Source organism: Gimesia aquarii (assembly GCF_007748195.1).
Taxonomy (GTDB): Bacteria; Planctomycetota; Planctomycetia; order Planctomycetales; family Planctomycetaceae; genus Gimesia; species Gimesia aquarii.
The window spans coordinates 5,697,962-5,718,748 of the sequence record NZ_CP037920.1 but is presented as its reverse complement, the minus strand read 5'-3'; the positions used below and the strand labels follow the sequence as shown (position 1 = coordinate 5,718,748).

20 protein-coding genes are annotated in these 20,787 nt (G+C 44.7%); 10 read left to right on the top strand and 10 right to left on the bottom strand.

Features of this window, described 5'->3' with window-relative positions:
• Window positions 1-109 precede the first annotated feature (109 nt).
• Complete coding sequence (locus tag V144x_RS21825; RefSeq protein WP_144988140.1) at window positions 110-955, top strand: hypothetical protein; 846 nt, start codon at window positions 110-112, stop codon at window positions 953-955.
• Window positions 956-993: 38 nt separating this feature from the next.
• Here V144x_RS21825 and V144x_RS21820 read toward each other — a convergent pair whose 3' ends face one another.
• The gene (locus tag V144x_RS21820; RefSeq protein ID WP_232102600.1) at window positions 994-2,625 is read right to left on the bottom strand and encodes a sulfatase family protein; all 1,632 of its coding nucleotides are present in this window, start codon (window positions 2,623-2,625) and stop codon (window positions 994-996) included.
• A gap of 415 nt (window positions 2,626-3,040) precedes the next feature.
• Here V144x_RS21820 and V144x_RS21815 point away from each other — a divergent pair, with 415 nt between their 5' ends.
• The 5 genes from V144x_RS21815 to V144x_RS21795 all read left to right on the top strand — a co-directional run bounded on the left by V144x_RS21815 (window position 3,041) and on the right by V144x_RS21795 (window position 8,476).
• Window positions 3,041-3,502, top strand: coding sequence for a hypothetical protein (locus V144x_RS21815; RefSeq protein WP_144988138.1), 462 nt, complete (start codon window positions 3,041-3,043; stop codon window positions 3,500-3,502).
• Between the two features lie 459 nt (window positions 3,503-3,961).
• The gene (locus tag V144x_RS21810) at window positions 3,962-5,122 is read left to right on the top strand and encodes a DUF6655 family protein (RefSeq protein WP_144988136.1); all 1,161 of its coding nucleotides are present in this window, start codon (window positions 3,962-3,964) and stop codon (window positions 5,120-5,122) included.
• A 430-nt stretch (window positions 5,123-5,552) separates the two neighbouring features.
• Complete coding sequence (locus V144x_RS21805) at window positions 5,553-6,068, top strand: tetratricopeptide repeat protein (RefSeq protein ID WP_144988134.1); 516 nt, start codon at window positions 5,553-5,555, stop codon at window positions 6,066-6,068.
• 166 nt (window positions 6,069-6,234) lie between these two features.
• On the top strand, window positions 6,235-7,701 hold the full coding sequence (locus V144x_RS21800; RefSeq protein ID WP_144988132.1) for a sulfatase family protein: 1,467 nt from the start codon (window positions 6,235-6,237) through the stop codon (window positions 7,699-7,701).
• A gap of 106 nt (window positions 7,702-7,807) precedes the next feature.
• On the top strand, window positions 7,808-8,476 hold the full coding sequence (locus tag V144x_RS21795; RefSeq protein WP_144988130.1) for a 3-keto-disaccharide hydrolase: 669 nt from the start codon (window positions 7,808-7,810) through the stop codon (window positions 8,474-8,476).
• Window positions 8,477-8,711: 235 nt separating this feature from the next.
• Here the strand turns inward: V144x_RS21795 and V144x_RS21790 are convergent, their stop codons facing one another.
• The 9 genes from V144x_RS21790 to V144x_RS21755 form a co-directional block, all read right to left on the bottom strand.
• On the bottom strand, window positions 8,712-9,158 hold the full coding sequence (locus V144x_RS21790; RefSeq protein ID WP_144988128.1) for a hypothetical protein: 447 nt from the start codon (window positions 9,156-9,158) through the stop codon (window positions 8,712-8,714).
• Between the two features lie 961 nt (window positions 9,159-10,119).
• Window positions 10,120-11,121 carry a hypothetical protein gene (locus tag V144x_RS21785; RefSeq protein ID WP_144988126.1) on the bottom strand — a complete coding sequence of 334 codons (1,002 nt, stop codon included), beginning with the start codon at window positions 11,119-11,121 and terminating at the stop codon, window positions 10,120-10,122.
• Window positions 11,122-11,336: 215 nt separating this feature from the next.
• Entirely contained in the window at window positions 11,337-11,588 is a 252-nt protein-coding gene (locus tag V144x_RS28510; RefSeq protein WP_197998574.1) for a hypothetical protein, read from the bottom strand.
• A gap of 216 nt (window positions 11,589-11,804) precedes the next feature.
• Window positions 11,805-12,434, bottom strand: a complete 630-nt coding sequence (locus V144x_RS28505; RefSeq protein WP_197998573.1) for a type I restriction endonuclease — start codon at window positions 12,432-12,434, stop codon at window positions 11,805-11,807.
• A gap of 218 nt (window positions 12,435-12,652) precedes the next feature.
• Entirely contained in the window at window positions 12,653-12,946 is a 294-nt protein-coding gene (locus tag V144x_RS21775; protein ID WP_144988124.1) for a hypothetical protein, read from the bottom strand.
• Between the two features lie 343 nt (window positions 12,947-13,289).
• Entirely contained in the window at window positions 13,290-13,718 is a 429-nt protein-coding gene (locus tag V144x_RS21770; protein WP_144988122.1) for an RrF2 family transcriptional regulator, read from the bottom strand.
• A complete protein-coding gene (dsrP, locus tag V144x_RS21765; protein WP_197998572.1) occupies window positions 13,718-15,043 on the bottom strand; it encodes a sulfate reduction electron transfer complex DsrMKJOP subunit DsrP in 1,326 nt (441 codons plus the stop codon). Before dsrP ends, V144x_RS21770 begins: the two co-directional genes overlap by 1 nt.
• Window positions 15,044-15,113: 70 nt before the next feature.
• A complete protein-coding gene (locus V144x_RS21760) occupies window positions 15,114-16,052 on the bottom strand; it encodes a 4Fe-4S dicluster domain-containing protein (protein ID WP_144988118.1) in 939 nt (312 codons plus the stop codon).
• Window positions 16,045-16,674, bottom strand: coding sequence for a cytochrome c3 family protein (locus tag V144x_RS21755; RefSeq protein ID WP_144988116.1), 630 nt, complete (start codon window positions 16,672-16,674; stop codon window positions 16,045-16,047). The genes V144x_RS21760 and V144x_RS21755 overlap by 8 nt, the downstream gene beginning before the upstream one ends.
• A gap of 180 nt (window positions 16,675-16,854) precedes the next feature.
• Between V144x_RS21755 and V144x_RS21750 the strand changes: the two genes are divergently transcribed.
• From V144x_RS21750 to V144x_RS21735, 4 genes are read left to right on the top strand one after another with little or no spacing between them, the layout of a single operon-like run.
• Complete coding sequence (locus tag V144x_RS21750; protein ID WP_197998571.1) at window positions 16,855-17,127, top strand: chaperone NapD; 273 nt, start codon at window positions 16,855-16,857, stop codon at window positions 17,125-17,127.
• Between the two features lie 7 nt (window positions 17,128-17,134).
• Window positions 17,135-19,543 (top strand): molybdopterin-dependent oxidoreductase, encoded by a 2,409-nt coding sequence (locus tag V144x_RS21745; RefSeq protein ID WP_144988112.1) that lies wholly within the window; start codon window positions 17,135-17,137, stop codon window positions 19,541-19,543.
• A gap of 16 nt (window positions 19,544-19,559) precedes the next feature.
• Window positions 19,560-20,399: a nitrate reductase cytochrome c-type subunit gene (locus V144x_RS21740; protein WP_197998570.1), complete on the top strand. Its 840-nt coding sequence runs from the start codon at window positions 19,560-19,562 to the stop codon at window positions 20,397-20,399.
• Between the two features lie 34 nt (window positions 20,400-20,433).
• The gene (locus V144x_RS21735) at window positions 20,434-20,766 is read left to right on the top strand and encodes a hypothetical protein (RefSeq protein ID WP_144988108.1); all 333 of its coding nucleotides are present in this window, start codon (window positions 20,434-20,436) and stop codon (window positions 20,764-20,766) included.
• Window positions 20,767-20,787 lie beyond the last annotated feature (21 nt).

The following is a 20,787-nucleotide window of genomic DNA, read 5'->3' as shown; positions in this document are numbered from 1 at the left end:
GCGATTCTCATCAGTTTTCGATTGATATATTTGATGTATGGCGTACAGTTGACTCTATCAATATAACCAGAGCAATTGCCAGGGATTTCGGAGTCATAAAACTTCTGCAATGAACGAATTATTTGAGGAACAGTTTCGTTTCAATCGGGATAGTGTTCCCAATTGGGAAGAGGGGGCCACACACCGGGAGATGCTTACAGGTCATCTGAAGGACCTGGCAGGTGAGAATCGAGGTCGGTTATGTGTTTTAGGAGCAGGAAATTGTAATGACCTGAATTTGAAACAATTATTACATGCATTCAGTGAGATACACCTGATTGACATTGATGGAGTTGCATTGGAACGTGCAATTCTGTCTCAGTCGTTAGAAAATGAGTCCTCAATTTTTCTACACAAAAGTGATTTGACCGGAATTGGTGAACAGCTTGCCGCATGGAATGAAGACGACAGTAATGCCGATTCTAATCTGACTGATATTATATTGAAATTATCTCAGCCGGTGAATTTGAATCTGCTGAACCCATTTGATGTTGTCTGTTCGAGCTGTTTGCTAAGTCAATTAATTCATCTGGTTGTCAAAGCTGTGGGTGATACCCATCCACGATTTGAAGAGACAATGATCGCCATTCGCTCTCAGCATTTGCAAACGATGATCGATTTGATGGGCGAGCGCCGGGTTGGTTTGCTGGTAAGTGATTTTGTTTCTTCGGCCTCCGCACCAGATTTACCACATGTACCCGACCATCAATTCGAGCAATATCTTTCGCAGCTACTTTCATCCCAGAACTTTTTTCATGGCGTGCACCCGGGAGTCTTGTTTTCGTTGTTGGTAGGGAACTCTCCTTTCGCGCAGCAGGTACGCAATGTCGAGATGTTACCTCCCTGGCGGTGGAACCTTGGATCGCGGCAGTATGCAGTAGCCGCGATCCAATTTTATGGACTCAAAAGAGATTGATCTGATCAAAGTGATGATTAGCTTCTTTCAACGAGCACTTATTTTTTGGGCGCAGATTTTTTTCTCTGTCCTGCACCGGTGGCTCGCGGGTTGGGTTTGATGTAAAGTGATGGTGGGTCTTTTTGCACTGATCCTCTGTCATCGGGGACCTGATATTGCTTTTGGAGTCGTTTCAATTCTGCTTTTAAATCAGTAACAACTTGTGCATATTCGGGATCATGATAGACACTTTTCATTTCATGGGGATCTTTTTCCAGATCATAGAGTTCCCATTCCCCCAGATTGTAGAAATCAATTAGTTTATAACGTTTGGTACGAACTCCGTTATGGCGGCGTACCATATGGGCTGAACGACGATCGTTATAAAATTCATAGTAATGATAATAGAGGCTTTTACGCCACGCGACTTCATTTCCTTTAAAGAGTGGTATTAAGCTGACTCCTTGCATATCTTCTGGTATTCTTGCGCCTGCAATATCGAGAAATGTTTCTGCAAAGTCGAGATTGGAAACCAGATCATTATTCACACTGCCTGGTTTGATGACTCCTGGCCAGCGTGCCACAAACGGCATGCGATAAGATTCCTCGTACATGAAACGCTTGTCGAACCAGCCATGGTCTCCTAAATAAAACCCCTGGTCCGATGAGTAAATCACAACCGTATTTTTCGCAAGTCCGGACTCCTCCAGATAGTCGAGCATGCGACCCACATTTTCATCGACCGAAGCAATGCACCTTAGATAATCCTTCATATAACGTTGGTATTTCCAACGGACCAGATCTTTACCCGTGAGCTTTGCCTTGCGAAATGCTGTGTTTTTGGGTTCGTAAGCGGCATTCCAGACTTTTAATTGTTCGGGAGTGAGATTTCTGGGAGGCGTTAATTTCAAATCGAAGGGGGTCATTGTGGTCGCGATGGTCATATCCTGTTGTTTGGCTGCGGTCCCGCGCCCTTCATAGTTATCGAACAGGTTATCGGGTTCGGGAATGGTCACATCATCGTACATATGTAAATACTTCGGTCCCGGTTGCCAATTGCGGTGTGGTGCTTTGTGTTGGTACATCAGCATGAATGGTTTGTCCGTATCTCGGCTATTTTTGAGATAGTCAAGTGCGAGATCAGTAATGATGTCCGTCGTGTAACCAACGTGTTTGACACGTTTCCCGTTTTTGATCATGGGGGGATTATAATAGGGACCTTGGCCAATCAGAATTTCTGAATAGTCGAAACCGGTGGGTTGGGTGGCAAGATGCCATTTTCCTACGATGGCTGTCTGGTAGCCATTTTTTCTCAGGATCTTGGGAAACGTTTGCTGTGAACCATCAAATTTATTGCCATTTTGTTTGAAGCCATTCAGATGACTATGTTTTCCGGTCAGAATTACTGCACGACTGGGGCCACAAATACTGTTTGTGCAGAAACAGTTATTAAAAATCATCCCTTCACGAGCGATGCGATCCAGGTTGGGAGTTTGGTTGATTTTTGATCCATAACAACTCATGGCATGTGAAGCATGATCATCCGTAAAAATAAACAGGATGTTCGGTCGCTTATGCTCATTACCATTCGCTTCTGTGAGGTCGTAGCTCATTAAGAGCAGAGAACTAATGAGTGCGCCCAGCATCACTGGAATAGAGAATCGGTTTGAGAGATTAGAAAGAGCCAGCATGGGGATCGTCCTCAGTTTTGGAAAACGGTTGGTATTAAATCAGAAGAGTAGATATGCAATTTTCTTCTATCATGTAGGTTTGGTAGAGGAAGTGCAAGTTTTGTGATATTCGAAAGAGCTGACGGAATGAATATAGATCAAAAAGAAGCGATGTAGAAATTACAGCTGAATGTGAAGTAGAAAATGCACTTTTCTCTGATACTTTCGATACGAAGGAAATTTATTGTTGTTAAAAAACGTTTATTGACAGTGAGATAGGTGAATTCTGAAACAGTTGCCTCGCATTTGGTACGGGGGTTGCTTTTGAGAATCTCTGTAAATTTATGATGTCTCAGAGGATTGAGACCAGTTACAGAAACACAACTGCAGCCGGGCAATGGATTGCTTGCCCCACCGGTTAAAAAAGGAATTGATCATGTTAGAAAACGTTTCTCCCAAAGTAATTCACAAACTCATGGCCGCTGAAGGTTATCTCGAATTGGGAATGCCCATTCAGGCACTTGAAGCATTACACGCGCTGGAAGATGCAGGTCTGCTCGAAGCTATGCGTCTCTATTTGATTGGCGAAGCCTATCGTCGGCAGGAAAAATACCATGAGGCAATCGAACCTTTACATCAAGCGGCTCGTCTTTTTCCTGTCATGGAAAGCCGAAAAGCCTGGTTTTCATTGAGTGAATGTTTTCGTCTGGGGGGGTATTTGGAATTGGCGGAGGTGGCGTCGCTTACAGCAGAAGCGGTCGAAGAAATCGAAGAAAACTACGAGGCGCTTTACCTCGAACAAATCCGTCGTCCTTTTATCGACTGGTCTGATATTTCATCTAGAATGACCGATTTTGCGGAGCCAAATCGAATTCATTTTCCACGAAATCCCAAGTGAAAAATCTCAAAATTGGATAGTTTTTTGCTTGGATTTTGGACGTTAAATGTTGTTAAGTCATTTTACAGCAAATATTAAAGAGATATTTTCAGAAACCAAAGTCATATTTGAGTTTTGTCATGTGTTCGCTATACTCCGCCTGTCAATTTGATTCCTTAACTACTCTCAATTAAGGGTTCACTTTGATTAACGAGTGTCTTTGATCGTACAATCACATAGATCAAGGCAGGGTTACCTCCTGGTCAAAGTTCCTTCCTGGTTCTGACCACCATTCCCACACAATCAAACAGAAATACGGATGAGACTATCGATGTTCGCATTGACCTTGATAGTAAGTTCACTACGTATAGACGTTCCATTTCACATTGTCTTCCGGGCTACAATCGATCGGAATTCTCTGAAAGATCTGTGGGAGACGTGTCGACAAAGTAAGTGCTGAAACACGATCGCTCAAAACTCATGATTGATTTTAATTTGTTCATCAAGAACGGCATCTCTGCATTTTTGCTGATTATGCTGCTGGCCCTCTCACAAGGGTGTGGCAAGATGATTACCAATAGTGCGACCGAGCAGTTATTGACTTCCGATGCCGTTGATCAGACGATTTCACAAATCGATTTCAGCAATCTGGCAAATAAAAAAGTTTTCTTTGACACGTCGTATATCAAAAACATCAAAGGAGTAGGGTTTGTAAATGGCGACTATATTATCAGTTCATTACGACAGCAGATCGTCGCAGCCAACTGTTTGATCCAAGAAAAAAAAGAAGATGCTGATTATGTGATCGAAGCGCGTGTTGGCACCCTGGCCACCAATGGGCATGAAGTGAACTACGGAATTCCTGCCAGTAATATGCTTTCTTCCGCAGCATCATTAGTTCCCACAGCCCCTAGTATTCCAACGATTCCTGAAATCTCGTTAGCAAAGAAGAATAACCATAGTGCCGCTGCCAAGATTAGCGTGTTTGCCTACAACCAGAAAACACGTGAGCGTGTCTGGCAATCTGGTGTTCTCCAGGCAAAGAGCACGGCTCGCAACACTTGGATTCTAGGAGCAGGACCATTTCAACGGGGAACAATCTACAAAGATGGAACTCAGTTTGCGGGTTCGAAAATTGAGATTCCATTGTCAGGTGGAGATGAATTTTCTAATGCGAGTACAGTCGATTACCAGGAATCTGCACGGTTCATTGAAACTCCTAAGTCTTCCTCAAATAAGGGTGACACTACTAAAAAGCGTGAAGTGAAAACACTGGAAGAGTGGATTCAAGCAGAGACGACTAAAGAAAAAGAAAAGCAGAAAACAAAAGCCACTTCAAACGCGCCAAAAGTAGAAACCAAGTCTGTAGGCACACAAACGAAAACCGTTGAGGAAGCACAGACTATTCCTGAAGCGAAAGCTGAACTTGATCCAGCGAAGATCAAAACGGTTCTTTTCCTGAAGCCGGGAAAAGCAACAAGCTATCAGGATTGGTTGCAAGGGGACTCATCTCGAATCTCAACAGTCTGGCCCCAGGATCCCAAACCGCCGCTTAAAAAGACTCCTGAGATCTCCCCAGATTCAAACGCAACAGAAAAGTTTGAATTTGATGACACGTTTCGCAAAATTCTTTCTGAATAATACCTGATTGTTACGTAATAGGTTCAGACAGAGGAACGATAAATGTTCCCAGGTTATTCTGAAGGTGATTCGAGTTTGTTTAACACGAACCGGGTTGTCATATGACTTGTCTAAATATATGGCTCCTGGTGGTGTCGAATTGAAGAGAACTGCCTATAAAGTGATAGCATTTTGGCTGTCAAAGTGGCACTGTCTACCTCTAGCTATACGATAGTATTTATTGTGTAAGTGTTTGTTATTCAATAGGTTATAGTCTTTGTTTGTCAGGGAAGGCAGGTTTGGCACATTCTATGCGGTAAAATTGAACCAGAAGACTTTAAATTACGTTTTCTAAAATAGGGGATTAACTAAGATGAGAAGGCTCAGAGGTTTTAATTCCCCAAAAGTTCAACCAGAAGATTCACCCAGTGAGGTGGAACGGGAGGTTACAATGATGATTCCTCGAATTCCTCAAAAAACGGTTCGCAAATTGATTGCAGCTGAAGGCTATTTAGAACTGGGAATGCCAATACAAGCACTCAGGGAGTTAGATAAAGTCACTGATCCGGGATCATTAACGGCCTCCTATTCCTTTCTACGAGGAGAATCACTGAAACGAGTCGGTCGCTATTCAGAAGCGATCAAACCATTACAATATGCTGCTGATTTGTTACCCATTCCACATAGCCAGCTACCCTGGAAATCATTAGAGACCTGTTATCGGGAAAGTGGTCAGAGTGAATTGGCCGACACAGCAGAACGCACCGCTGATGAAATCGCTTCAGAAGCAAATATCCATCTTCGATTTGATCCGCTCGGAACACAGTTTAATCCCGTCATCCATCACGAAGTTCATCTCACGATTTCATTTGAGCCTGCTCAAGAAGCAGACGAACCAGACTCTGATGAAAATTTCCTGCTCGATGAAGAGTCGGAAGATTTTGGCCTCGATCCTGATGAGGAATAGAAGAATCATTATTAATGATTCTTTATGAATCACCTCTCTAATTAGCTCTAAAACAAATTTGTAACCTTAAGATTGAGAAGTCTTGCCTGATTTTGTACGGTAGTGATTGCCAATTTAAAATGGCAATTCTTTGTCTTTGATTCTTTTGATTGAGGTTGCGTGCACAATGTGCGTTTTACTGCGTTCGTTTAACTGGCTTTGTTTTCTTTTTTCCTTAATTCTATTAAATCAATCTGCTTTTGCAGAGGATAAAACATCACCAACCAGACCCAATATCATTTTGATTTTTGCAGATGATGTTTCCTGGAATGATCTTGGTTGTTATGGGCATCCCACCATTCGAACTCCGAATCTCGATCGCCTCGCGAAAGAGGGGCTGCGGTTTGATAACGCGTATCTCACGACCAGCAGTTGTAGTCCCAGTCGTTGTAGTGTGATCACAGGCCGCTATCCGCATAATACGGGCGCTCCCGAATTACATACGCCGCTTCCCCAAAGTCAGGTTTTGTTTCCACAATTGCTGCGAGATTCTGGATATTATACGGTTATCTCCGGCAAACAACACATGGGCAATTATGCACTTACTGCCTTTGATCATGTCTCGAAAGGAAAGGGGCCGGGCAGAGAGGCCGATTGGGTTCCCATTCTCAAAAAAAGACCAAAGGACAAACCTTTTTTTTGTTGGTTCGCCTCGGTAGATGCACACAGGGCCTGGCAGGCATCCAAAGAATATAAACCACATCAACCTTCCGAAGTGGTCGTCCCTCCTTACCTGATCGATTCCCCTGAGACCCGCCGCGACCTGGCGCAGTATTATGATGAAATTAGTCGGATTGATTTCTTTACCGGCAAAATTCTTGATGAACTCAAAACACAGGGAATTGACGACAACACATTAATTCTCTTTTTCGCTGACAATGGTCGTCCCTTTCCCCGCTGTAAAACCAGACTCTACGACAGCGGTATTAAAACGCCGATGATGATACGCTGGCCTGCTGTCGTAAAGCCAGAGACAGTGAGTAAGAGCCTAGTCAGTTCAATTGACATTGGACCGACAGTCTTGGAACTCGCAGGAGTCCCCATTGATCCGCGGATTCAGGGAGTCAGTTTTCAGAAATTACTCACTCAACCTGATGCAATCACTCGTGACTATGCTTTTGCTGAACACAATTGGCATGTATTCAAAGCACACGAACGCATGGTGCGTTCAGGAGATTGGCTCTACATCCGGAATGCGTGGCCGGAACAGCGAAACCTCTGCGTCGAATCGATTGATTTTCCCTCAGGTGAAATTCTCTGGCAGCGATTTAAGGCGGGTAAATTGAACCAATATCAACAGGATGTTTTTTTAAAGCCTCGACCTAAAGAAGAACTATATCTCGTTACGGAAGATCCATATCAGTTTAACAATCTGGCCACGAAACCAGAGTATGCTGATGAACTGGCACGGCTGAGAGGCGTATTAAATCAATGGACTGAGGAGACAGGGGATACGATTCCAGAGAATCCGACTTTGGATCGAAATCAGCGACCCGGTGCACCCAAGCCGCCTGAATTTGAACACCGTGAAATGCCGGGAGATGCAAAGCAGGCGCATGCCATTAATGCACCAGGCCCCGTTCTGGCCCGCTAATTTGCTGGATTCAGATTTGCCTGCTCGATTTGATGTTACGGCTTTGGTACGATACTTTTTGCTTGAGATGATATGACAACAATATGATTTTACTTGGAGAGAAAAAATGACACGATATCGAGTCTGGGGATTGAGCCTGGCCGTTCTAGCGGCTGTTTGTCTGACAGGAAGTGTGCAAGCTGGAGAGAAGTCTGGCTGGGTGAATCTATTCGATGGTAAAACACTTGATGGCTGGGTTCAGCATAATGGGACCGCCACTTATAAAGTGAAGAATGGTACGATTGAGGGGACGACTTCAGAAGGGAGTCCGAATTCCTTCTTGTGTACTAAGAAGAACTTCGGAAATTTCGAATTGGAGTTTGAAGTCAAAGTTCATAATAAGCTCAATTCTGGCGTGCAGATTCGTAGCCAGCAGAAAGATGGAAATGGTCGCGTGAATGGTCCTCAGGTCGAGATCGAAGCCAGCGGCAACAATGGTGCTGAGGCCGGTTATATCTATGGCGAAGCAACGGGCCGCGGTTGGCTCACACCAGATGAACGACGCAAGCCGCACAAGACTCTCAAAGATGGTGAATGGAACAAGTTCAAGGTCATCGCCAATGGCCCACGGATTCAGACTTGGATCAACGGTAAAAAAATTGAAGACTTGACAGACGAAGCAATTTATAAAACTCACCCAACAGGCTTCATTGGTCTTCAAGTTCACGGCATCAAAAAAGGAACCGGTCCTTACTCGGTTGCCTGGAAAAATATTCGGATTAAAACACTAGACTAGACTTTCAGGATGTTTTTTAAAAGCATCCGAGTCTCGTTTCGCGTTAATGAATCAAGGAGAGTCTGTGTCAATCAGGCTCTCCTTTTGTATTTCATTCGTCTGACAATTGATGAGCTCTGGCCATCCCTGAGATCGTGATGATTCAATAAAGACAATCATTCTGAACAAGACAGAGCTGACAACCTGTGAGACTGAACTAAAAACAGTCATCATGAGATATAGTGGATATTGTGAATCAGTTCATCAAGATCACCACCAGACTAAGATCCACTTGACTCACCCGCGACGAGTTACCTCTTCGCTTTCGCGCGTTGTATCCCGGTGAAATTTTCGCACTTGACGCCGTCGCACCGTTCTTGAAACTCCCTGATTCTGCGTCGCGCGCGCGAGGCACGTTTTTCTGAGCACTGCTCACCGTGCACCACCTCAGTTTGTGCATGCGAAAAAGCATCGTTTTTTCCACATTTTCACCTGAAGCACCAGAACCGGTTCTCCTTGCCTCGTATCGAGTCACTCCTTTTGAGCACGCTTTCTGAATCCGCAAGTAAAACCAAACCGCGATTTCATACCACATCTCAGACAAAACTGCGCAAATCTCTCTATTGACTCGTGTGTGCCGTTGGGCATCATGAGACCCACTCAACAAAGTAAGCTCGCGTTTAAATAAAGGAATAACGAACATGACCATCCTCACCTCTCAAGGGAAAACAAAACTCACCAGAGAACAGCAAACAATACCATACCGAATAGCGCCCACCACCCCTAGCTGAGAATCGGGAAGTGCACAAAGCGCACCAAAGCGCTTTCGTCTTAAGGAAAAGAATCAGGACTACCACGAAAAACACGAAACTCACGAAATCCCATGAGCGACAGTGCGCTAGCACTCGGTAACGCGAAAGACTATTTTTTCTCACAACATGAGATGCAAAACCACAATTCCCAGAATTCACTGTGTGCCACTGTCGGCTCGTCCGACAGTGATGGTCTAGAGGCAATCCTCACACCATCGGCATTCAGAATAAGTGAGTAAGCTCAGCTAAAGTTTGGGCCGAGCCCAGCTTACTGGGGGTATAAGAGAATTTATGCTTGGTAGAGTGAGTTACCACAGAGCAGGGAACCAAATAGTAACTTATGGTTTATAAGAAACAGCACCGTCGGACAAGCCGAGCGGTGGCACCCGGCGGCAGCCTCTGGCAACTCAACCTGACCCCGGCAGACATCCAAAACATGTCCGACGAAGAACTGGAAGCCGCCTACCAGAGCCTGCTGAAAGAAGCCAACGAGCAACAGCAAACCACACCATACCGAATAGCGTCCACCACACCTAGCTGAAAATTGGGAAGTGGATAAACCGCATCAAAACGCTTTCGTCTAAAGAAAAGAAATCAGGATTACCACGAAAGACACGAAACTCACGAAATTCCATGAGCGAAAGTGCGCTAGCACTCGGTAATTCGAAAGACCATTTTCACTCACAAAAGTAGAATCAAAACCACAGATTACAAATTTTGTAATGACATCAACAAAACCGGCGGCTAGCGCCGTGCCGCTCACTTTAATCACGAACCTCGTGTAATAGCACCATCAGACAAGTCAGGCGATGGTATACTTCCAGTGTTTTACTAAGCTTTGTGATTTTCTAATCAAGATTTTTGAATTTCTGTTAGCGATATTTTATCTACTGCTTTGAATCCTTTTGTCTTTTGGAAATTCATTTTATGAAGGAAATTGCCCATAGAATCTGAAGGATCGAGCATATCAAAATTAAGTTTCTCGAAAGTTACCCTAGGTATCCCGACAGAACTTATAGGCTGTTCATCCATGTGGCCAGTCTGAGTATTAAGTAAATCAGCCACGGCAGTAACAATTACGAATTCTACTGGTAATAATGCAAAGAGTTCTCTTGCTACTCGCAGAATACAGCCACAAACATAATCTTGATATAATTCATAGTACTTAGTTACGGGCATCTTTTTTATTGATACCTTGCCACTTTTAAGTAAGCTCTTAGTTTCGGTTGGTATTATTTCTTCGCTTTTCACGCATAATATGGCTTCAATACAGGAACTACTCTTTGCATGAAACTTAATAGATGATCCAAGTTCTGTGATATCGTTAAATGGATTTGTTTTGTGAATGGATTCAATATAAGCCTTTGTATTTCCAGCGAGAACATCTTCCGCTAATTTGCAAATTGCTTTCCAATTTGCAAACTCATTTTCATAAGCTTTGAGTGCTTTTTTATATTCACGAACATCCGTTTTTTTTGCCACTTCGACGGCTAGTTCTAAAGCTGCTCGCTTCTTTTTATTACGCTTAAATACTTTGTCTAATACTGTAGGTTTAAATCTATAAAGTTTAGCTTGTGCAGCGTTTTGATTGGCGTTCGATCTTTTTGGCTTTAAAGGAGATTCTGCGGAACGGAGCTTCTCCCAATCCCAAATAGGACCGCATTCTTTATGAACAGATAGTAAAAGTTCAACATAGTTCTCATATAACTCAACCTCATACTGAGCCCGTTCCAACTCTTGCATCTTTTCTATTTGTTGACGTTGTTTTTCGAGTTCACGTTGATGTTTTCTCGATTCTCGTTCTATACGCCGAACTCCAGATTCAATGCTTCTTAGTGTACTTTTCCAACCCAAAATAAATTTCCTTTTGCAATCCATCCACCATTTGTAATAAATTATAAATCTAATAATTTTTGATCATTGTGCATTACGTGATTAAGCCAGAGTGCCTTTTAAAAATTATCAGTGCAAAATCATTTATTTTTCATCTAACCTTTTAGTATTCAAAGAATGTATTTGAATACTAAGATTCCTATTAAATAAAGATACTAAATACGAGGGTGAATCAACTACTCTTGAACCCCATTGCCACTATTTCCCTCATACTCTGAAATCACAGCCTTGACGCGATCCGCATATTTAAAAATGTCATCAATGCTATCAAGCTCAACACGCTCTTCGTTTTTGTTTGAAAAGACTCCCAGATATTTCTGTGAAGTATTAAAGCGAAGTCGGCAGATCGGTTTGCGGTTGTTGTCGTCGAGCAGGATGCCGCAATAGCTTTTGGTGTCTCGTATTGTGACACGGGAAACGTCAACCACTTCACGGAGAATCGCTTTGACGACGTTAAAACCGTCTGTTTCATCCTGAGTAGTTTCAACGCCATTTCTTTCAGAAGGGCTCTCGTCTGTTTCTTCTGATTCTGAGGCTTCTTCAGTTGTGGCTTCAGACTGATTGGCAGACAGGGCTGTTTTGAGGCGCTCATTAATGCGCTCATTGATAAATTGACTACGTGCGTCTTTGACAATCTTTGTAAACTACTCAATGACAGGCTGAGTCAAACGACCATCATAAACCTGATTCGTGATAAAGCGGACAAATGCTTCTGAAGGATTTTTGAGTTCTTCCTGCAAAATTTTCTTAATTGCACCGGCGTATTTCAGTGTACTCGCTGTTGTGAGGATATCTTCCAGAGAAAAAGCTGACTTCGTGAATTTCTTGAGTTCGTTGATATGATGATCTTCAAACTGGAGCATATTGAATACAAAGAATGGCTTGGAGTCCATTTTGTTTGTTTCATCAATGTCTGAATAAAACTCGTATTCAATTCCATTTGTCAGAATGGCAAACCGTGCTGATGTGACGGAAAAATAACGGTAAAGCTGTGACGCATGTTGTTTATGTAAATCGGCCCCAGACCATTTACACTCGACTAAGATAATGATCTCATCATCTTTCTTGATCGCGTAGTCGACTTTCTCGCCCTTTTTGGTTCCGATATCAGAAGTATATTCCGGAATGACTTCGAGAGGGTTAAACACATCGTAACCCAGCGCACTAATGAAGGGCATGATGAATGCATTCTTGGTTGCTTCTTCAGTCTGAGTGTAATCCATCTGCTTGGGGATTCTTGAAGCAATGTCTTTCATACGGTCAGTCAGATCCATTGTTCCTCCTGTTGTAGAGCAAGAATAAAGTTACTTATCTGCCTGCTATTTATTTCACTTGCCGCATCAACTAAGACGCAGTGAGGGAGTTCTGGAAGAATCGAAGTAAGGGATGTCTAGAGAGCAATGCCAATGGTTTAATCATCAGACCGACTGTTTGCATAATACTCGCTTTCGAACTACTCAGTGATCGTCTCAAGAATATCACCAAATCAGTTTTAAGTGGCAATTTCTTGGTTGATGCCTTTACAAATATCTGCTTCAAAGATCAGTGCAATGAGATAACCTGTCGCCGTCCATTGTAAAAGAATCGTCGATTCATCAACCGCTGAAATACTTTGAGGTGGCCCCACCACTTGAACTATCTCGTCTTTGTGCTTTCCGCGAAGGTCACCAAGTTTGATGAATTTTCTTTGAAGCTGACGACCTGGTTCTTTTACTACCCAATTAATGATGGCGTACATGACAAGACCACCAACTAGTGTTATTACAAATGTACCGATGCCTTCCAATGTGATCTCTCCGAAGTATTAAATACACAAGCAATTAGATTTTCATTAAATAACATAGTGTAAATAAACATTATGGCACGTGGTATTCCCATGTCAATAATGTTCTTGTTTTCAGATTGGTTTTGCAGAGAAATTGTAAGCGATCACAACGTAAAAAGTGGCAAGAGAGACCAACGTTTGATTCCATATAAGAATGAAAGAGTATTCAAAAAGCAGCAGCATTCGATTTAGAAACTCGACATGAGTGATCTCGGCAGCGTCACTGTTGTTCGTGCTTTTTCGTGAATTTCGTGGTAGTAAAAACCTCAAGCTGGAACGTTGGCGGCTCAATATTCTTCGGCTTTTACGATACCTCTTCTTTGTTTGTCCGGAAGAGGGCGAGCGTATTCTCTTGAAGAAATCGATTCGTGTTTTCACGGAGTGCTTTAAGCTCGTCATGTAGCGGGCACTGGGGTCCGTTTCCGCACCATTCCTTTCCGAAGGGACAATTCAATGATTCCTCAAGCCGATCAAATTGAATGCAGATATCGAAGAGTGAGATTAAATCGGGTGACTTTGTTAAGCGGTATCCTCCGTTGGGGCCGGGAGATCCCGTCACCAGTCCGGCTTGTGAAAGTACGGTTAATACTTTCGCGACAACGGGTTTCATCAGCTTTCGTTCCTCTGCAATCTGCAAGGAACTCAGGCGGACAGGTGGATCATCATGATAGACCTCTGCCATCAAGCTCATTGCGGCAATCGCGTTTTGTGCAGTTTTTCCGTATGGTGTCATTACGTTGTCTCGACCGGCATGGATGTAGTAGCAGGAGTTTCTTCCGGAACGACGTTTTGCTTCATTGAAATTTTCCTGGATAAGTCATAAGAAAAAACAGAGGCAATCAGCTTTAAAATCAAGGTAAGAATGAGAAGTCCAAACGCCCAGATTCCGGCGGTGACTTTCCATTCTATGAGACTGGGAGAATATTCTACAACTTCATGAAGCGTTGATGGAATAAATCCGGGGATAATCAAACCCATACCTTTCTCAATCCAGATTCCAACGATACAAAACAGGCAGGCCACAATTCTGGTGTTCTCTCTTCGAAGGGCTGCAGGAGTGAAAAAGAGGATGGCACCAACGATATTTAAAACGATGGAGGCCCACATCCAGGGAACAAGCCCGTTCGCTCCATGTGATCCGAAAAAGAGATATTGGGCCGAGGAAGCATGAGAACCACCAGTATAAAAGAGTGTGAACACTTCGCTGAATAACATCAGCAAATTCACACACATCGACACACGGATAATTCGAATCAATGTGTTGGCAGGTTTGGGCGAAAAATGAAAATCGGTCAGCAGACGCATCACACGCATCGACAAGATAATGAATGCCGGTCCGCTGACAAAGGCAGAGGCCAGAAAACGGGGCGCAAGTAGCGCCGTATTCCAGAAAGGGCGGCCCCCCAAACCGCAATATAAAAATGCGGTAATGGTATGGATGCTGATGGCCCAGAATATGGAAAGGAATACAAAGGGGATATACCATTTGGGGTTCGGCTTACGGCCCAGGTATCGCATATAGAGGAGATACCCGACGATATGTAAATTGATCAGCAGGTATCCGTTAAGGACGATAATATCCCACGTCAGCATCGAAAGAGGCCAGTTAAACTTACCGATTCCTGGTATCAAATGCCAAAAGCGATCGGGACGCCCTAAATCGACCACCACACTCAATGTACTCATTAAAATCGCAGCGATGGCCACTGCTTCGCCGATGATGACAACCTGATGCATCTCTTCATCATCATAGAGGTAGGCGGGAATCACCATCATGACGCCTCCTGCTGCAAGGCCGACACAAAATGTGAAATTTGCGATATAGAGTCCCCAACTCACATGATCCGACATGTTTGTCACGATCATTCCATCGCGAACCTGTTGTGCCCAGGCGTTTGCTCCAACTAGTGCGATGCCCGATAAGACAATCATCCAGACATAAAAGTACCATTCCCCATCAGTGGCAACTCCGGTGGCACGCCGGAGAAAACCAAGATAGCTCAATACGGCTGAGTTTTTTTGTGGAGCAGGGGGGGATGGAATTTGAGCCTCAACCACTGTAGGAACTCCCATTCTGTTTTATCGAGATCAAATTCATGATGTTTTCATGCTTTGTTTGTTAGTGGCTTTATTCATCGAAGTAATAGAAAAAACGGGGTTTGGTACCCAGCTCTTCTTTGAGCACAAATGTTCGTTTATTTTCAATGACCCAGCGGATTTCAGAGTCAGGATCCAGCAGATTTCCGAACACGCGGGCGCCTGTGGGGCACGCCTCCAGACAGGCGGGTAATCGACCTTCACGTGTTCGGTGCAGACAGAATGTGCATTTCTCCATCACACCCTGCGGTCGAATTCGATTCGAAAGATAGGACTGGTCCGGATTTACTTCTTCTGCAGGAATTTCTGGCTTTTCCCAATTAAAGCGGCGCGCGTGATAGGGACATGCTGCCTCGCAATAGCGGCAACCAATACACCAGTTGTAATCGACGACAACAATTCCATCCTTTTCTTTCCAGGTTGCTTCAATCGGACAAGCGGTGACGCAAGGTGCATTTTCACATTGCTGGCACTGCACCGGCATGTAATATTTACCAGGTGCAGGAACCGGATGGTCGTAGGTGGCATTTCCTTTTTCAAAATCAATGCCTCCCTTTTCCATCTCAAAGACGCAGATATAAGAATTATTGGACGCGCGATCGTGATTGTTCTCGATATGACATGCTTCCGCACACTTTCTACACCCAATACAAACACTCAAATTCAGGGCATATCCAAAGAGCACGTTTTCCATTGGCGGTGGGTCAGAGATGGTGACATCCACGTCGTATTCTGCTTTTGCCTCTTCTTCGAGTCGTTTGAATACGACTGCTTTTTGCTCAGGGGTCAGTTCGCGGTAATGTTTTTGTAAAAACTCATCGGCATTGACTTCAGGAGTCAGATCCAAAAGCGGTTTCATCGCTGCAGCCCAGGCGGCTAAGCCTAATGTAGCCCCTGCGGTTTTCAGAAACCTGCGTCGATTCACTCCGGGATTGTCAATAATTGGCAACGAAGCGTTTGAATCACTCATGTGTTCCCTTTGTCTGATGGGGAGTAAAACGATCATTCGGTCCAGCAACAGGGCGAAACAGAGGGAAGGCAGGCTTGTGCGGGTCGTGACAGTCGACGCAATGATTTCGTTGCCGCGGCCCTTTTCGTAAATCCCAATGTCCTGTCATTCCGCCATGGGACCCATTTTGATAATCACGAAATTGTGGTCCATGGCACTGAGCACAGAGCGTCATCACGTTCTCTGGATTGATGCTCTCTCCGGAGGCCAGTCGAAAGTCGGCATAGTATCCTTCCGGATTATGACACGAAATACAAACAAGTTTTCCGTGCACAAAATCCAGGTCTTGGTGAAAAGAAATCAGAGGCCCGGCTGAGCCATTTTGGGGATTCGGACTGCGCACGCTGTGACAAGATTGACAGGAAACGAGAATCGCATTCCCCTTCGCATCTTTCTGATCTGTCGCAATCTCTGCCAACGGCTTGGGAGCATTGATCTTCACAGGAAACAGAGTTGAGTATTCAGCTTGGGGAGGACTTACTATTCGTTCCCTTTGTTTCACGCTTGCATACATTTGTGCGGCAATGGCGGAAATGATGATCAGCCCCACGAAGAAGAGCATTTTTCCAGCCGAAATTTTCATCTGAAACTCCTTTTCTTCGCTTTGGACCCAGTCAAAAACCACCGTTTAACTCTTGTGTCGGCTGAGGATATAGGAATTATCAAACTAATTCAAGAATTAAAGAGTTTTATTTCTTGAATTATGAAGAAGATGTCGATAACTTTACGCAACAAACGGGTTTTCAGAAGAGAGTATCTCAGGATGAATATTAGCAGTATGGTGATCACACTCGTTAATGATGTCGCTGAAAACAGCTTCGTTGAAGAATCTCTTGCACAGATTCCTTGCGTTGAAGTCGGGCACAGGCATGGTTCGAAAATCCCGATAGTTCTCGAAGCTGAGGATGAATTCGACTCACGAGAATGGTTTCAGAGAATCGCCCAATTACCGGGTGTGCTCAAAGTGGAAGTCGCCTTTGTCAGTTTTGAAGATTTGAATCCCGTTACATCTCAAGAAGTGGAACCTCAGGAGTGACTGTTTCATGAAGAATCAGCAGGCAGACCGACGTTATTTTCTCAAGTCAACTGCGATGGCGGCAGCAACAGTCCTGGCTACCGGAGTCGCAAAGTCGTCTTCGACGCCTCCGGGGGGTGACGCACTACCTGTCTTACAAGATGTAGAGTGGAACAAAGCCCCCTGTCGGTTTTGTGGAACGGGATGTCATGTGCAAGTTGGCGTTAAGGATGGCAAAGTTGTCGCGATCACAGGAGACCGCAAGGCAGACGTCAACAAAGGGCTGCTTTGTGTCAAAGGCTACCATGTCGGCATGATTCTCTATGGAGTAGATCGCTTAACCCAACCCCAACTTCGGGTGAATGGTAAATTGGAGTCGATTTCCTGGAACAAAGCGATTCAACTTATTTCTGATCGCATCCGAAAAGCGCCGGAAAAGTTTGCCATCTATGGTTCAGGGCAATGGACCATTCCGGAAGGCTATGTCGCGAACAAATTCATCAAGGCCGGAATTGCCAATAATATGATCGACCCGAATGCCCGGCTTTGTATGGCATCGGCGGTGACGGGATACATCGGCACGTATGGAGTAGACGAACCTTATAATGGTTTCAGTGATTTAGATCATGCGGATTGTGTGATATTGTGGGGCAACAATCTTTCTGAAATGCATCCGATTCTCTTCAGCAGATATATGGATCGCAAAATACGTGGCGATAAAATTTCTCTGGTTGACATGACGACCAGATGGACCCGCACGAGCCAGATGGCCGACCATGTGTTGATGATGCAGCCCCAGTCAGACATGGCGATTGCGAATTGCATCGCCAATCAATTAATAGCAAACAAAACCTATTCGCGCGAGTTTGTCGAGAAATATTGTAATTTCCGTGGTCCTGAAGGTCCTGCTTCACTGAAGGGAGTGCCAATCACATTTGATGAGTATAAGTCCCTCGTTGCAGAATATACTCCGGAGAAAGTTTCTAAGCTCAGTGGTCTCTCTGTAGAAGAGCTGGTCTGGTTGGGAGAATTATTCGGGAATCCGGATATTAAGATTACGAGTTTGTGGTGTATGGGCATGAACCAGCACACGCAGGGCACTGCGATTAATAATCTCGTGCATGCCGTTCATTTATTAAGTGGTCATTGGGGAAAACCCGGCGATGGTCCTCAAAGTCTGACGGGGCAACCCTCCGCGTGCGGAACAGTCCGTGAAGTGGGGACGCTGGCACATGCCTTGCCTGGAGGTTTGCTAGTCGCCAAGCCCGAACACGCGGCCAAGGCAGAGAAACTGTGGGATCTGCCTCCAGGTCGAATCAATCCCAAACCCGGTTACCATGCGGTGAAGATGTGGGAAAAGTTCTGTTCGCCATCAGCAGAAAAAGACTCGCTCGATACGATTTGGGTCCAGGTGACCAATCCAGGTCAAACTCTTCCCAACTTGCATAAGCTATTTGACGAGAAAGAAAAACAGAAAGACAAATTCCTCATTGTTTCCGATGTCTACCCGACAGCAACCACAAAGTTAGCTGATCTGATTCTGCCTTCAGCGATGTGGGTTGAAAAAAATGGCGTTTTTGGAAATTCGGAACGTCGCACTCAACAGTGGTTCAAGATGGTCCAGCCACCCGGTGAGGCCCGTGATGACTGCTGGCAGACACTGGCAGTGGCACACCGTTTGTTCCTGGATGGCTTCGAAGGGATGAAGAAAAAAGATGGTTCATTCCTGTTTCACTTTAAAGATAAAAAGGGAAAGACCGTTCCTGTCTGGGATTGGGAAAAGTATTACGACTACAACGTTGATGAACTTCTCTTTGAAGAATACCGTCAGTTCACTGAAATCAAGCACAAACATGTGGCCCCGTATCAGGAACTCGTCAAGGCACGCGGCATGCGCTGGCCGGTGACACAGGACAAACACGGAGTCTGGAAGGATACCGCTTACCGGTTTGTGGAAGGATCCGATCCGTTTGTGGAACAGGGGAAAAAGTTCCAGTTCTATCATTCGACTACGGGAGACGACAGGGCAATGATCTTTTTCCGTCCCTATGTTCCTCCACCAGAAGTACCCGACGACGAATATCCCTTCTGGTTGGATACAGGCCGGGTTTTAGAACACTGGCATACGGGGACCATGACGATGCGAGTGCCACCGCTTCGCAAGGCGATGCCGAGTGCCTATGTGGAAATCAATAAAGACGATGCTCAAAAGCTGGGAATTCGCACGGGAGATCGGGTCAAGCTTGAAACGCGTCGAGGAGTGTTGGAGTTGAATGCCTGGATCGATGGGCGGGGAAGCTGTCCCGCGGGTCATTTATTCGTTCCCTTCTTTGATGAAAAACGGCTCATCAATCAGCTTACTTTGGAAGCACATTGTCCGATCAGTAAACAACCCGATTACAAAAAATGTGCTGTGCGGATCAGTAAGGTTGGTTAAGGAAATGATCGAACCGATGAATGAGCAAGAACGTTCCACTCCAGATTGGATTAACCGACGATTTCCTTTACTGGCTGGTGTCTTCCTGACGGGGTGCGCCTTCGTCGGTTTCCTCTTAGGTATTTCTGAAGAGCAGGTCCCAATGCGTGCTTCCTGGAAAGAACGACCTGCGCAGAATCAACGATCAAATAATCAGGAAACAGTTCCTCTTGTCGTTTCCTACTCTGATATCGCTACTGCAGACTTCAAGATGAACCCCAAACTGGCAATGCACTTTTCGCAGTTAAAGCAACAAAAACCTGGGATTTTTGATCCTGTCATTAAAAAGCCAGAAATGAAAAACATGGCAATTCTGGATCGAGTAAAAACACGGGCCTTTGAAGGTGCTCCCCCGACGATCCCGCATCTTGTTGATGATGTTCGTGCAGAAAAATGTCTGGTTTGTCATGGTGAGGGAGTTCGGATTGGTAAGCGAACGGCAAGTAAGATGAGTCACCCTCGTTTTAACAATTGCGTGCAATGCCATGTCGAAATGCGGAGTGACGGTCCTTTCGAAGCTGCGCCGTTGAATACTCCAAACCAGTTTGTGGGAGTTGCGCGCCCGGGACCTGGTTTACGTGCACATCCGACTGCTCCGCCAAGCGTACCACATGCGACTTTTATGCGGGAAGATTGTATGAGCTGTCACGGATTGCTCACACGCCCTGGATTAAGAACCACACATCCCTGGTTCACGAACTGTTTGCAATGTCATGCTCCCTCAGCCGTATTGGATCAACATTCCTTTGTGAAACTGCATCGTCGCACCGGTAAAAGTCATGAAATGAATCAACAATCATCCATAACAAAACAATAGCATCTGTCTCCATTTACAATGAAAAAGGCATGGCATGGACTCATCTACGCACCATATCTTTGAAGAAGGGCCTCCGATTCCTGAAATGCGTGAGATCATTTTTGGAGAGAAACAGTTTGCCGATTATATCAGCGATTTAAAAAATTGTACTCAGATTCAAGCGGTTCAGACGAAAGGGGGCGAAACGTTGTATGCCGATGAATCTCAACTGAAGCTGGATCATGCCTTTACTACGTTTCGAAAAGGGGCAGTCCGTGGAGTTCAGATTCGATATCATCACAACGGTTTTGACTGGACTGATACGGTCTTTAAATTAGCGAGTGACTATAAAATCGTGCGGTGTCAACATCCCATTCAGGAAGATTGAAACCGCCAATTTCGTTATCAG